Source organism: Streptomyces sp. CLCI03 (assembly GCF_053615355.1).
In genome coordinates this window covers 187676-201031 of sequence record NZ_CM132132.1, presented here as the reverse complement: position 1 = coordinate 201031, position 13356 = coordinate 187676, and the positions used below count along the sequence as shown (strand labels likewise).

The 13356-nt window shown below is 72.5% G+C and carries 11 protein-coding genes; 5 read left to right on the top strand and 6 right to left on the bottom strand.

Annotation, left to right across the window (positions count from 1 at the left end; translation table 11 throughout):
• Positions 1-37 precede the first annotated feature (37 nt).
• The 3 genes from ACWG52_RS00930 to ACWG52_RS00920 all read left to right on the top strand — a co-directional run bounded on the left by ACWG52_RS00930 (position 38) and on the right by ACWG52_RS00920 (position 3461).
• A complete protein-coding gene (locus ACWG52_RS00930; RefSeq protein ID WP_390139041.1) occupies positions 38-2137 on the top strand; it encodes a SpoIIE family protein phosphatase in 2100 nt (699 codons plus the stop codon).
• Positions 2138-2215: 78 nt separating this feature from the next.
• Positions 2216-2740 carry a GNAT family N-acetyltransferase gene (locus tag ACWG52_RS00925; protein ID WP_389802827.1) on the top strand — a complete coding sequence of 175 codons (525 nt, stop codon included), beginning with the start codon at positions 2216-2218 and terminating at the stop codon, positions 2738-2740.
• A 316-nt stretch (positions 2741-3056) separates the two neighbouring features.
• Positions 3057-3461, top strand: a complete 405-nt coding sequence (locus ACWG52_RS00920; protein WP_389802830.1) for a Cif family virulence factor — start codon at positions 3057-3059, stop codon at positions 3459-3461.
• A 135-nt stretch (positions 3462-3596) separates the two neighbouring features.
• On the opposite strand, the gene ACWG52_RS00915 is transcribed toward ACWG52_RS00920, so the two are convergent.
• From ACWG52_RS00915 to ACWG52_RS00905, 3 genes are all read right to left on the bottom strand, one after another.
• Positions 3597-3935 (bottom strand): hypothetical protein, encoded by a 339-nt coding sequence (locus tag ACWG52_RS00915; protein ID WP_390139043.1) that lies wholly within the window; start codon positions 3933-3935, stop codon positions 3597-3599.
• A gap of 61 nt (positions 3936-3996) precedes the next feature.
• Positions 3997-4941, bottom strand: coding sequence for a hypothetical protein (locus ACWG52_RS00910; RefSeq protein WP_389802835.1), 945 nt, complete (start codon positions 4939-4941; stop codon positions 3997-3999).
• Between the two features lie 105 nt (positions 4942-5046).
• Positions 5047-8256 carry an amidohydrolase family protein gene (locus ACWG52_RS00905; protein ID WP_453127479.1) on the bottom strand — a complete coding sequence of 1070 codons (3210 nt, stop codon included), beginning with the start codon at positions 8254-8256 and terminating at the stop codon, positions 5047-5049.
• Between the two features lie 148 nt (positions 8257-8404).
• On the opposite strand from ACWG52_RS00905, the gene ACWG52_RS00900 reads away from it, so the two are divergent.
• Positions 8405-9310: an aminoglycoside phosphotransferase family protein gene (locus ACWG52_RS00900; protein ID WP_389802841.1), complete on the top strand. Its 906-nt coding sequence runs from the start codon at positions 8405-8407 to the stop codon at positions 9308-9310.
• Positions 9311-9471: 161 nt separating this feature from the next.
• Here the strand turns inward: ACWG52_RS00900 and ACWG52_RS00895 are convergent, their stop codons facing one another.
• Positions 9472-10089 (bottom strand): sigma-70 family RNA polymerase sigma factor, encoded by a 618-nt coding sequence (locus ACWG52_RS00895; RefSeq protein WP_389802844.1) that lies wholly within the window; start codon positions 10087-10089, stop codon positions 9472-9474.
• Positions 10090-10167: 78 nt separating this feature from the next.
• Between ACWG52_RS00895 and ACWG52_RS00890 the strand changes: the two genes are divergently transcribed.
• The gene (locus ACWG52_RS00890; protein WP_389802847.1) at positions 10168-11001 is read left to right on the top strand and encodes an alpha/beta fold hydrolase; all 834 of its coding nucleotides are present in this window, start codon (positions 10168-10170) and stop codon (positions 10999-11001) included.
• 82 nt (positions 11002-11083) lie between these two features.
• Here the strand turns inward: ACWG52_RS00890 and ACWG52_RS00885 are convergent, their stop codons facing one another.
• Positions 11084-12268, bottom strand: coding sequence for a cytochrome P450 (locus tag ACWG52_RS00885; protein WP_389802850.1), 1185 nt, complete (start codon positions 12266-12268; stop codon positions 11084-11086).
• Entirely contained in the window at positions 12258-12998 is a 741-nt protein-coding gene (locus ACWG52_RS00880; protein WP_078909088.1) for a tRNA-dependent cyclodipeptide synthase, read from the bottom strand. The genes ACWG52_RS00885 and ACWG52_RS00880 overlap by 11 nt, the downstream gene beginning before the upstream one ends.
• Positions 12999-13356 lie beyond the last annotated feature (358 nt).

The window sequence follows — 13356 nt, the reverse complement described above, 5'->3', positions numbered from 1 at the left end:
CGGCAGCGGGCCGACGATGCCGGAAGGAGCGTCGCCGATGGGAGCGATCGACGGGTCGGGGACCGGTGGGCTCAGGCCCGGCATGTCCGGGGTCACCCCGCCGAGCGGATTGCTCGACGTCCTGAACGTCGCGGCGGTCGTCCTCGACTCCGAAGGGCGGGTCGCCCTGTGGAGCCCGCAGGCCGAGCAGCTGTTCGGTTGGACGGCCGCGGAGGCGCTGGGCCAACCCGCCGCCCGGCTGCTGGCCGCCAAGGAGCACGTAGGCCTGGTCACGGAGCTGTTCGCACGCGTCATGGGCGGTGCGGGTGACTGGGCGGGCGCCTTCCCCGTACGCCGCAGGGACGGCACCACACGCCTGGTCGAATTCCGCAACATGCGGCTGCTCGACGAGCACGGCGACATGTTCGCCCTGGGCATCGCGACCGACCGCACCCGGCTGCGCCAGCTGGAGCGCGACCTCGCCCTGTCCGCGCGCCTCGTGGCCCAGTCCCCGATCGGCCTCGCCGTCCTGGACACCGAGCTGCGGTACGTGCTCGTCAACCCGACCCTGGAGCGGATCAACGGGCTGCCCGCCGAACAGCACATCGGCCGGGGTGTCCGCGAGGCCCTGGCCTTCCTCGACGACGCGGAAGCCGCCGAATCGGCGATGCGCCAGGTCCTGGCCACCGGAACGCCGCTGCTCGAACAGTTCACCGCCGGCCGCACCCACGGCGGAGACCGCACCGAACACGCCTGGTCGGTGTCCTACTACCGGCTGGAGGACGCCACCGGCCGGGTCCTGGGGCTCGCCACCTCCGTGGTGGACGTCACCCAGAGTCACCGCGCGGCCATCGAGATCGCCCGCAGCCGCCGCCGGCTCGCGCTCATCGCGGACGCCACCGTCCGCATCGGCACCACCCTCGACCTCGACCAGACCGCCCGTGAGCTCGCCGACGTCGTCGTCCCGGAGCTCGCCGACATCGCCGCCGTCGACATCCTCGACTCCGTCCTCGAAGGCCGGCCGACCCTGCGGTCCTCCGCCCACGAGCCCGCGGTGTTCCGCGCCCTGGCCCTCGCGGCCGCCTATCCCAGCGACGCCGTGCGCGCCGCCGACCCGCCCGGCGACATCGCCCGCTACGCCGCGGACCGGCTGGTCACCCAGTCCGTGACGACCGGCCACCCCGTCCTCGTCGCCCACGTACAGGCCCAGGACATCTCGCGCATCGCCCGCGACAGCACCGCCGCCGACCTCCTCAGCCGCGCCGGGCTGCGCTCCTACCTGGCCGTGCCGCTGATCGCCCGCGGCGAGGTGCTGGGCGCCCTCGACCTCAAACGCACCCGCAACCCACTGCCGTTCAACGACGACGACATCGTGCTCGCCGGCGAACTCGCCGCCCGCGCCGCCGTGTGCATCGACAACGCCCGCTGGTACCGCAACGCGCACCACACCGCCCTCGCCCTCCAGCACCACCTCCTGCCCCACCACCCGCCGCCCACACCCGGCCTGGAGGTGGCCTACCGCTACCGGCCGGCGGCGGCCAGCAGCGAGATCGGGGGCGACTGGTTCGACGCCATCGCCGGACCGGACGACACCACCGTCCTCGTGGTCGGGGACGTCATGGGCAGCGGCATCAACGCCGCCGCCAGCATGGGACAGCTGCGTACGGCCACCCGCACCCTCGCCGAACTCGCGCTCGACCCGCCCCAGGTGCTCCACCAGCTGGACCACACCACCGCCGCACTGGAGGAGACCATCGCCACGTGCGTGTACGTCGTCTACGACCCGCACGCCGCCGAGTGCCGGGTCGCCCTCGCCGGACACCTGCCCCCCGTCCTCATCCGCGCCGGCCGGCAGCCCAGGCTCCTGGACCTGCCCACCGGCGCCCCGCTCGGCGTGGGCGGCATCCCCTTCGAGTCCACGTCCATCGCCATGGACCCCGGGGACCAGCTCGTCCTCTACACCGACGGTCTGGTCGAGACCCGGGACCAGCCCATCGACGAACGCCTCGACCTGCTGCTGACCCTGCTCGCCGACACCGGACGCCCGCTGGAGGAGACCTGCGACCGTCTCCTGGACTCCCTGCGCCGCACCGACGACCACGACGACGTCGCCCTGGTCATCGCCCGCGCCCGGACCCTCCCGACCGGCTCCGCCTGAGCGCCACGGCCGGCGCCGGTACGGAGCCCTCCCGGCGGAGAACGTCGACCGGACCGGCCGACTGTTATCGTCCGAGGTATGCCCGAGCTCATATCCCCCAGCCCCCACCTGCACGCTTCCTGGCTAGCCGCGCAGCGGGAATGGGGCCCCGACGTCCACTTGGACGGCGGCGGGCTCGGCTCCGACGACGAGGTGGACTCCCCGGAGGGCTTCGCGGCCTGGGTGGAGCGACTGCGCCGCTGCTCGGACCGCACCCTGCCGGTCGACCACGGCCGGGTCCACGCGACGTACTGGTGGATCGTCGAGGGCGACACCTACCTGGGCGCGATCGACCTGCGGCACTACCTCAACGGCTTCCTCCTCGACGCGGGCGGCCACATCGGCTACAGCGTCAGGCCCTCGGCACGTCGCCGGGGCCTGGCCACCTGGGCCCTGGGGGCGGTCCTGCACGAGGCGCGCGTCCTGGGCATGGACCGGGTCCTGCTGACCTGCGACCCGGACAACGAGGCGTCGATCCGCACGATCGAGGGCAACGGCGGCCTGCTGGAGGACGTCCGCGACACCCTGATCGGCCCCAAGCGGCGCTACTGGATCGACCTCTAGGTCGTCTCTTTCGGATCTTGTCGGATGGGCCCGGGTCGTCCGGTGCGGTGCCTCGCAAGGCGGAGGGGCGCTCGTGTACCGGACGTACTCGTGTGCCCCGACAACCTGGGGGTCCCCCCGGACGGAGTCTGGGGGATGAGGTGCCGTGCCGGGCTTGCCGGGCCCGGCAAGATCCGAAAGAGACGACCTAGCGCATCGTCCACTCCTCGGCGTCACCCTGTTCGGTCCGCCGACGAGGTGACCCTCGGCCCGATCCGACGGGCGGGGCGATCCCGGGCGATGCCCTGGCGGTCATCCTCGGTGTTACTGTCGCGCCATGTCGTCCAAGGCCGAAATAGACGTGGTGACCGCCGAGTTTTTCGGCGCGTTCGACAACCGCGGTGGCAAGGCCGCCGATCTGGACCGGATCCGGCGCCTCGTCCTGCCGGGCGGGGTGATCACCATGACCGGACCGCAGTTCACGGTCTACACGGTGGACGAGTTCATCGAGCCGCGCCGCCGGCTGCTGGCCGCCGGCGGCCGCCTGGTCGATTTCTCCGAGTGGGAGACCTCCGAACGGACCGAGATCGTGGGCGACATCGCGTCGCGCTTCGGCGAGTACCGCAAGTCCGGGACCCTGGACGGCAAGCCCTTCGAGGGGGCCGGGACCAAGACCATCCAGTTCGTCCGCACCGAGGACGGCTGGCGGATCGCCGCCTTCGCCTGGTACGACCAGCCCTGATCACGTCCGGCGGGCCCTCCGGCGGGGCCTGCGAGGAGAGTTTGACGCACCACGACCTCACCCGCGGCGAACTGCTCGAACTCTCCGCCGCCGGACTGCGCCGGCTACGGACGGCCACCGCCGAAGCCTGACCGCTCAGGCCTGGACGCACGGCGCGAGCGCGGTGCGGAGTCGGGCGAGCCAGGCGGCGGCCGACCCGTCCACCCCCGGATGGGCCGCGCGGAAGCGCTGCCAGGTCCGCTCGTCCACCCGTACGCCGGCCAGGCGCGACGGCGCCGGGACGGACCGCTCCCGGCCCGCCTCGGCCGGCAGCACGGCGTCGTACAGGTCCTCGCACCGCGGACCGTCCTCGGCCGTGGCATCCTCCACCAGCCACCGCAACTTCCGGGCCAGTGACAGCCCGAGGCTCGCCGTCCGCACCACCGTGACCCCGCCGCCGCCACGCGGTACGGCCGTCCTGTCGTTCACGGCCATGCGGCGACTGCAGGCGTGACCACCGACAGGCCGGGCCGGTGGGCCGGGCCCCGGGGGCGACTCACTGGATCAGGTCGGTGTGCGGATGCTCCGGGGACTCCGGGCAGACGTAGAGCTGCAGGTGGTTGGTCCTGGAGATGTGGACGTCGGGCGGGTTGGACACGCCGCGGTCGTCGAGCGGGGTCAGGGATCGATCCTCGTACGGGATCCAACTCCGCTTGGTCCTGTCCCATTCACCGGAGCAGACGGTCAGCAGTGGGACCATACCGGCGCCGCAGGCGGCGCAGAACCGGGCGACGGGATCGGTGAGGCCCCAGGGCGGCCGGCCGCCGACCTTCCAGCCGGGGGCGAGCGACAGGTGGTGGTTGTAGAACGCCTCCGGGCGCGAAGCGTCGGAGCTGTCCGCACCGGGTCCGGCCGACGGCCACCTGCCCCGGTCCCGGAGCTGCTGTCGCAACTCCGGGCTCAGCTCCGTGGAGTGGGGATACTCGGTGATCTGCTCCGGAGCGAGCACGCACGGACGTGGCACGTAGCCGTCGTACTCCACGGCGAACGGCCCGGGCGGGGCCGCCAGGATGTCGGTCACCTCGGTGGAGGTCCGCCAGAACAGCGCGGTCGGAGGCTTGTAGTCGGGCTCGTGCTCGAACGGGCACCACAGCACCTGGAGCAGATCGGCATCGCCCGGCGGCCGCAGCAGGGGTATGTCACGTACGTACAACTGGGCCACGGGCACCATGGGGTTCGGACCCTCGTCCCAATCGTCGGGCGACCGGGCGAGCACCTCGTACGCCTCGTACAGATCACCCGCCTCGTCGTGCGACTCGTGACAGTACGGCCACGGCTCGTCGGCGGGCCACAGCAACGGCCCGCCGACCGAACTGTCGTGCGCCGAGGGGGAACCGGGGCGGGGGTGCAACCGGATCGCCGGGCGTGCCAGCGGCGCCAGCTGAGGGAGGACCGCGGTCACGTCGATCGGCCGTGGTGGCGTGGTACGGGTGACATTCATGGGATCGATGTTGCCGGCAGGCTCCGACAACCCCGGGCCGCATGGATCACGTGGCGACCCGGATGCCGAGAGAGTGACACCGGCGACGCCGCCCTCTTCATCTGGTCAGCGCGATGATCCGAAGGTGACGGCCTGGTCGTGCGGGGTGCAGCAGCCGTCGCGCAGCATCTGGTCCAGCACCGTTCGCCAGTCCCCGGACCCCGGGGCGGCCGAGGTGAAGGCCCTTTCCAGGGAAGGGCGTTCGCGGAGCGTCCCGCCGCGGACGGTGGACCGTACGCGCACCAGGTCGTCGAAGTCGGTGAAGGGGTCGCCCCCGATCAGGGTGAGGTCGGCGATCCGGCCGGGCTCGATCGTGCCGAGCCGGTCCGCGACGCCGAACATCCGCGCCGGGGTCAGCGTCACCGTCGTCAGAGCCTCCGCCGGTGACAGGCCGTACCGGTGCAAGGCCCGCAGCGCCAGGTGGAGATGGAGACCGACCGGGGTGAGCGGTGCGTCGGTGCCGAGCGCCAGACGCCCGCCGCCCGTCATGACGCTCCGGTAGACGCCGACCTCCCGCTCCAGGGCGAGGCTCTGCTCCGTACTCGGCGGCCTGGCCGCCGCGGCCCGCACGGCCGCCGCGTCCCACGGCGGCATCAGGGACGTCACCCGGACATCGTCGGCGAGCGCCGGGTCGGCGCCGATCAGCGGGAGCGCCGTGAAGGGGGTGGCGATCAGGTCGAAACCGCCGTGCGTGTAGACCTCCAGGGTGTCCTGGTAGGTGTGCCCCCGCGGGGTCGCGCCGTGCCCGTACTCGGCACGCTCGGTCGCCACCAGATGCGTGGTCAGGTCCTGGCCCGACCGGATGCCAGGAGCGCACAGATGGGAGCCGGCCAGGACACCGAGTCGCTCGTGCGCGAACCGCGCCGCCTCGGCCATGTACGGGTACGGCGCCCGTACGTACGTCTTGACGAAGTCCCAGTCCAGCGCCGCCGCCCGGGCCAGCGAGCGCGCGAACCCCGCACGCGTGCGATGGGCGCGCCCCATGCTGTAGGCGACGCGCGAGCCGTCGAGGAGCTCCCCGCCGGCCAGCAGGCGGGGGGAGGCGAGCCGTCCGGCCCGGATGTCCTCGCGGAGCCGGGCCTGTTCGTAGGCGGAACCGCCGAGCGAGACCACGGTGGTGACCCCGTAGGCGAGGTGCAGCGCGCCCTGCCGCGCCCCGTAGGTGTAGGGGTACGGATGGACGTGGGAGTCCCACAGGCCCGGCAGGACCGTGGCGTCGGAGGCGTCCACCGTGCGGGTCGCGCGGCGGCCCGGTCGGTGCGGTTCGACGGCGGTGATCCGGCCGCCGGCGATCAGGATGTCGACGTCGGCCCGGGGCGCGGAGCCGGTGGCGTCCCACAGCAGTCCCGCGCGCACGACGGTGTCGACGGGTGCGGGGCGCCGGTAGGTCAGGGAGAGCGGCACGGTCCGGGGTGCTCCGGCCGGTGCGCCGGCGGCGTCGAGGGACAGCAGGCGAAGCCGGGCGCAGGACTGGTAGAGCAGGGTGCGGGAATCGGCGGACCACGAAGGATGGTCGGCGGGTTCGTCGGTCAGGCGGCGGGCCGGTCCGGTCGGGGTGCCGTCGGGGGCGACGGGCAAGAGCCAGAGGGCCGACTCGGCGACGCAGGCCAGGAAGCGGCCGTCGGGTGACCAGACCGGGCCGGAGGCGTAGCGGTCCGAGAGCGAGGCGTGCGGGGCGAGCGCGTGGAGGCGGGCCGCCCCGGTGCCGGCGTCGACGATCCGGATGAGGTTGTAGCCCTCGCGGAAGCGCCGGCTGAGCCGGTTGCGGTCGCACAGGGCGAGGTGGCGGCCGTCGGGGGACCAGCTGGGCGGGCCGGGCAGACCGCCGCCTCCGAGGGACGTGACCAGCGGGGTCTCGGTCCCGGTCGCGAGGTCGCGGACGAGGAGCCTGCCTGCGAGGTCGAGGGTGGCGAGCTTCGTGCCGTCCGGCGACAACACGCCGTAGACGCGGCCGCCCGGAGCCAGGACGGCCTCCCTGCCGGTGTCGAGTTCCCGGCGACGCACGCCGTTCAGGCCGTCGCGGTCGTCGGTGTAGACCAGCGCGCGGCCGTCCGGGCTCCACACCGGACCCTGTACGTACGCCGTGACGGGGGCCTGGACGACCTTGCGGACCGCGCCGCCGCTGACGGGGGCGACCCACAGGGCGTTCAGCGCGGCGAAGGCGACACCGAGGCCGTCGGGGGAGAGCGCGGGCTGGTGGATGCCCCGGACCGGAAGGCTCCGATCGGCCTCCAGGACGTACTCCTTGACCCGGTATCGGGGCCGGGGCACTCCGAGGGTGGCGTCGAGGGGGATCTCGCGGCCGGCGGTGCCGTCCTCCCGGTGCGGGCGGATCACCCGGAACCGGCCGTCGAGGGTGATCAGCAGCCGGTCGTCGCCGATCCAGCGCGGGGGAGCGGGCGCCAGGTCGCCGTCGAGGGGGACCGGCCGGCCGTCGACGACGAGGGAGAGGTTCTCGGCCTTGCGGGGGCCGGGGGCCGCGGACAGCCAGGCGGTGCGTCCGGACGGGGACAGCGCGGGGGCCAGCAGCCGGCCGTCGGTGACGGTGTGCTCGACGCGGACCGGGTCCCCGACGGTGGGTTCGGCGGCGACGGAGGCGATGGTCCGGGCGGTCAGGGTTTCCCCGGTGGGTGTGCCGCGTACGAACAGCACGCGCGCGCCGTCCGGTGACCAGACCGGGTCGAAGTCCTCCCACTCGCCGTCCTGGCCGGGACCGTGCTGTCCGGGGAGTCCCGTCAGCCGGCGCGGGCGGCCCCCGGTGACGGGGACGGTCCAGATCCGGTACGGGCTCCCGGCCACCGGATCGCCGCCACGCTCGGAACAGAAGGCGAGGCTGCGGCCGTCGGGTGACCAGGCGGGCGCGCGGTGGTCGAACGGGCCGTCGGTGAGCGGGCGCAGGCCGGAGCCGTCCGCGTTCATCACCCAGATGTGGAAGGTGCCGCCGCGGTAGGCGCTCATCCCCACCTGGCGGCCGTCGGGGGAGAGCACCGGACGGCCGGGTTCGAGGTCGGGCGGGGTCAGCGGCGTCGCCGGGGCGCCGTTCGGGGGCAGTGACCAGAGAACGCCCTGCACCTCGGCGACGACCCGCTCCCCGGTGGCGGTGGCGGTGGCCGCGCCGTTGGTCGCCCGGGTGAACCGCAGCCGGACCAGGTTCTCCGTGGCGTCGCCCGGGGCGACCCCACCGGGCGTGGCCGACGCCTCGGGGACGCGGCCGAGCAGCGCCGTCAGGGCGCCGGTCGAAGCCGCCCGCAGCAGAGTCCTTCTCGTGACTCTCAACCCGACCACTCGCCCGTCCGTCGATGACCGCCCCGAATGTTCTGTCGGTCACGCAAACGATCACGACCCCGATCGGGCAACGGCGCCGCGCGGGCGCTCCGGCAAAAGGGTTTGACCTCGTGGGCGGTCGACGATCGGATGGCGGTCCATGAGCACTGCACAGATGCATCCGGGCGCGCACCCCGTCGACGAGGACCTCGTACGCCGGCTGATCGCCGGGCAGTTCCCCCGGTGGGCCGACCTGCCCGTGGAGCGGCTGCCGTCGCCCGGCACGGTCAACGTGATGTACCGGCTGGGTGACGACATGGTCATACGGCTGCCGATGCTGGCGGGTGGGGCCGAGGACGTGGCGATGGAGGGGGAGTGGCTGCCCCGCCTGGCACCCCGACTGCCCACGCCCGTCCCGGAAGTCCTCGGGACCGGGAAGTCCGCCGAGGGGTACCCGTGGTCGTGGTCGGTCCTGCGGTGGCTGCCGGGGGCGAACCCCGAGGCGGGGGCGCTGCGTGAGCCCGTGGCGTTGGCCCGCGACCTGGCCGGGTTCGTGGCGGCGATGCGGTGCGTCACCCTGCCGGGGGCGCCGAAGGCTTACCGCGGAGGGTCGCTCGCCCTGCTCGACGCGCCGACCCGGGCGGCGATCGAGCAACTGCGCCGGATCCCGGAGGAGGGCGTCGACTGCGATGCCGTGGCCGCCGTATGGGAGGACGCGGTGCGGGCTCCGGAGCCGGACGGGCCACCGGTGTGGCTGCACGCCGATCTGACGCCGGGGAACCTGCTGGTGGCCGGGGGCAGGTTGAGCGCGGTCATCGACTTCGGGTGCATGGGGGTGGGGGATCCGGCCTGCGATCTGTTCCCGGCGTGGAACCTGTTGCCGGCCGATGCCAGGGCGGTCTTCCGCGCGGAGCTCGGCGTGGACGACGTGACCTGGCGTCGCGGCCGGGGGAGGACGCTCTCGCAGGCGCTGAACGCGCTGCCCTACTACCGCAGGACGAACCCGGCGATGGCGGCCAACGCCAGGTACGTGATCGGGGAGGTGCTGGGGGAGGACGGACGGTGAGGCCCGGCCGGGCCCCGCGGGAGTGCGCCGGGCCCGGCCGGGCCGCTCGGTGGTCGTGCGGCGCTCAGGAGCCGGCCGCGGAGGTGCAGGCCGCGCCGCCGCCGCGGAAGGTGACGTCCCAGTGGTTGCTCTCGCGGGCGTACAACCACAGGGGCGCGGGTTCAGTACGCGTCACGGAGCCGGTCGCGCTGCACCTGGTGGGCGAGGGTACGGCGGACCGAGGGCGAGGCCGCCACCGGCGCGGTGGTGCCGGTCGTCGCCTTGGGCGGGACGTCGAGGCCGCGGCTGATCTCGTCGTACGCGGCCCGGAAGGCGGCGGGCAGTTCCGCTCGACGGCGTGTCAGGTCGTCTTCGAGGAGGCGCCGCAGCTCGTCGACGGTGCGGGGCGTGAAGCGCTTGCGGCCCCGGGCCAGGGCATCGACGCAGCGGGTGCAGCGCGCGGTGTCGAGGGTCTCGGCGACCGCCTCCGCGAGCCCCCACAGGCGCCCTTCGAGCCACGGGATGTCGTACTGGTCGAGGGCGAGCCCCATCGGCGCGGCGAGGTCCTCGATCCCGTACTTCGCCACCTGCTTGGAGACGGCGGGCTGACTCATGTCCGCGATCCGGGCGATCGTGTCCTGGGTCCAGCCGAAGCCGACGAACAGTTTGATCATCTCGGCGCGCAGCTTCCGCATCTCCTCACCGGCGCGGATGACCTCGTTCATCCCGGCGAGCATCCGCACGGCCTGTTCCTCGGTCAGCGTGCCGGGTGCGCCCTCGTCACTCTCTCGGTCTGCCACAAATCGGTTATACACCCGGGCACCCTTTCGTTCATAACCTGGTTGTACAACCAGGTTATGGCCGGCAGGATCCGCGACATGCCCACTTTCACCGCGCCCGACGGAACCCGGCTCGCCTACCGCGTCCACGGGAGCGGCGACCCGCTCGTCTGTCTCCCCGGCGGCCCGGCGGACTCCGCCTACCTCGGTGACCTCGGAGGTCTGTCCGCGCACCGCCGGCTGATCGCCCTGGACCTGCGCGGCACCGGCCGGTCCGCGGTTCCCGAGGACACCTCCTCCTACCGCTGCGACCGCCTCGTCGAGGACGTCGAGGCCCTGCGCGAGCACCTCGGTCTCGCCCGGATCGATCTGCTCGCCCACTCCGGCGGCGCGAACCTCGCCGCGCGGTACGTGGCCCGGTACCCGGACCGGGTCCGCAGGCTCGCCCTGATCACCCCCGGCACCCGGGCCGTCGGCGTGGAGATCACGGGAGAGAGCCGACGGGAACTCGCACGGCTACGGAAGGACGAGCCCTGGTTCCCCGAGGCGTTCGCGGCGCTGCGGGCGATCACCGAGGGCGCCGGCACCGCCGGCGACCGGGAGGCCATCAGCCCCTTCTTCCACGGACGTTGGGACGACGCGGCCCGGCGGCACCACGCGGCGGCCCGCCCGGACAACACGGAAGCCGTCACCCTCTTCGCGGCCGACGGCGCCTTCGACCCGCAGGCCACCCGGGCCGCGCTCGCCACCTGGCGGAACCCCGCGCTGCTGCTCGCGGGGGAGTTCGACGTGAACAGCCCCCCTCGGGCGGTGGCCGCGTTCGCCGAGCTGATCCCGGGCGCCACACTCGTCGTACAACCCGGCGCGGGCCACCACCCCTGGCTCGATGACGCGGACCGGTTCGTGGCGACCACGGCGGCGTTCCTGACGTAGGACAGGGCGATGGCCCCGGCCGGATTCCCCCCGGCCGAGGCCATCATCGAGCAGGCGCGTCGTCCCCCCGCGCCGACGCGATCTACCAGAGCACGGGCAGGCGCTCCGGGATGCGCTTCATGAAGCGGGTACGCCACACGAGCTGGTCCACCGGCACGGCGAGAGCGAGGTCGGGCATCTTCTCCAGGAGCACCTCGATGGCGATCTCGGTGTGCCGCTTGCCGAGAGCGGTGGCCGGGCAGTAGTGCTGTCCGCCTCCGAAGGAGAGGTGCGTGCCGGCGTTCGGCCGGTCGATGTCCGCGACGTGCGGGTCGGGGTACACGTCGGGGTCGGTGTTGGCGGCCTCGACCAGGACGAGCATGAGCTCGCCCTTCTTGACCTCGACGTCGCCCAGGGTGACGTCCTCCAGTGCGAGCCGGGGAAGGCCGTCGGCGATCGACAGGTTGATGCGCAGGAGTTCGTCCACCGCGGCCGGGATCTTCTCCGGCTCCTTGCGCAGCCGCTCCCACATCTCCGGGTTCTGGAGGAGGGAGACGATCGCCATGGTCAGGAAGCCCATGGTGGAGATGACCCCCGCACCGAACAGGGTGACGCCCACGGTGGCGAGCATCTCGTCCGTCAGGTGGTCGTAGTCGGGGTCGTTGCGCAGAGCGGCGAGCTCGGCGATCAGGCCGGTGGTGGTGGGGTCGTCGAGCCGCTCCACCATGTAGGCGATGTCGCGGTCCCAGTTGAGCTTGGCGCCGGTCACCGGGCAGGCCGAGTTCATGAACGCGATGTCGAGGCTGGCCGCGAGGCGCGGCGCGTCGGACTCGGGAACGCCGAGGATGCGGCAGTGCAGGTTCTCGGCGTACGGGTTGGTGAACTGGCCGCGCAGGTCGACCGGCGCCCCGTGGCTCAGGAGGCCGTCGACCAGGCTGGTGGCCTGGGCGCGCATCCAGTCGGTGAGCCCGTCGGTCTTGGGGTTGATCGCCTTGAGCACGGCCTTGCGCAGCCCCGCGCCGGTGATGTTGCCCATGTTGTTGACGACCTCGGGCGGGATCGTCAGCGCGTACTGGCGGGGCACGCCGGGGGCCGAGGTGTCCTTCAGGCTGAACCGGGGGTCTTCGAGGACCTGCTTGGCCAGCGGATAGGAGGAGACCAGCCAGGCTTCGTCGCCGGCTATCGTGCGTACCCGCTTCACCGGCTCGCTGCGCAGGTCCTCGATCTCGGGCGGGAGCTGATCGCCGCGCGCCGAGAAGGGGAAGTCGAGCAGGGTGTCAGTGGTCATCGGAGGCTCCTTCGGCGGGGGTGATGATGGCGTGACCCTGGTTGCGCGAGGCGCGCAGGCCCGAGCCGCGTGAGTAGAGCAGTTCCGCCATGGGCAGGAGCTGGTGGTAGCAATTGAGGGAGGACGGCACACCGAGAATGGCCGGCGTGTCGAGGAAGAGCGGCATTTCCGCGCAGACGTACTCCAGGCACACCTCACGCTGTCGCGTCGTGGCGGCCTTCCCGTTCAGCACCTTGGACGAGAGGAAGGCATCGACCAGCGAGTTGCTGGTCTTGCGGAACTCCGGGTCGGTGTCCAGCAGGTTGGTCAGGTGCCGGTGGAGCGCACGGTAGGCGGGGATGTCGGTGAGTGAGGACATCGGGCGGGCACGGAGGCGGGCGCCGGTGGGATCGGCCTCCGCGGCGGCGTTGTTGACCTTGGCGCGGACGCCGCGCAGGTTCTTCACCGCCTTCCGCCGTGCTTCGTCCTCGCCGTAGCCGAGAGCCTCGTACATCTCGGCCACGTGCATGTCGGTGTAGATGAGATCGACCTGCTCGAAGTTGCGCAGGCCCCAGTGGGCAAGGTCATTGACACGTTGGGCCGAGAAGTAACTGTTCCCCGGGGAAATGCCTATGACGGCATGATCGCCTTCGGTGCTGATCACCTGGCAATGCGGGGTGTACGGCCGGACTGTGAAGACTTCGGTTGCTGTCGTCAACAGGGGTCGGGTCCTTTGTGCCGCTAGTCCCATGGGGCCCTGTGCCCCGGGTGTGGCGGCGACGTGACAGAAAGCTACCCGAACTCTGTGCGACGTTCCATGTCTTCTGGGTAGTAACTCATCTGGCGGACAACACAGTTGACCCGGGCATCTTTTGAACGCGGCCGATCAGGGCCCTACCGGCGGCCGAGCGGCTGTGTTTTACCGGCTGTTTCCGGATTGTCCATCGGCGTGAAATCGGTCGGCCGACCGGAATTTCTCCCAGCCGATTCCGGCCGCGGGCCGACACTGAGGGACCATCAGCCTCCGCTTGCCGGCAGGGCTTTTCCGGTCGGCGCGTGCGACGGGCGGGACGGCCGGGAACCGCGGGAAGAGGGGAGACGGTCGGTGG

Bases quoted from the DNA above. Each gene is read 5' to 3' on its own strand.
- ACWG52_RS00930 (WP_390139041.1), top strand. From the start codon at position 38: ATGGGAGCGATCGACGGGTCGGGGACCGGTGGGCTCAGGCCCGGCATG.
- ACWG52_RS00925 (WP_389802827.1), top strand. From the start codon at position 2,216: ATGCCCGAGCTCATATCCCCCAGCCCCCACCTGCACGCTTCCTGGCTA.
- ACWG52_RS00920 (WP_389802830.1), top strand. From the start codon at position 3,057: ATGTCGTCCAAGGCCGAAATAGACGTGGTGACCGCCGAGTTTTTCGGC.
- ACWG52_RS00915 (WP_390139043.1), bottom strand. From the start codon at position 3,935: ATGGCCGTGAACGACAGGACGGCCGTACCGCGTGGCGGCGGCGGGGTC.
- ACWG52_RS00910 (WP_389802835.1), bottom strand. From the start codon at position 4,941: ATGAATGTCACCCGTACCACGCCACCACGGCCGATCGACGTGACCGCG.
- ACWG52_RS00900 (WP_389802841.1), top strand. From the start codon at position 8,405: ATGAGCACTGCACAGATGCATCCGGGCGCGCACCCCGTCGACGAGGAC.
- ACWG52_RS00890 (WP_389802847.1), top strand. From the start codon at position 10,168: ATGCCCACTTTCACCGCGCCCGACGGAACCCGGCTCGCCTACCGCGTC.
- ACWG52_RS00885 (WP_389802850.1), bottom strand. From the start codon at position 12,268: ATGACCACTGACACCCTGCTCGACTTCCCCTTCTCGGCGCGCGGCGAT.
- ACWG52_RS00880 (WP_078909088.1), bottom strand. From the start codon at position 12,998: ATGGGACTAGCGGCACAAAGGACCCGACCCCTGTTGACGACAGCAACC.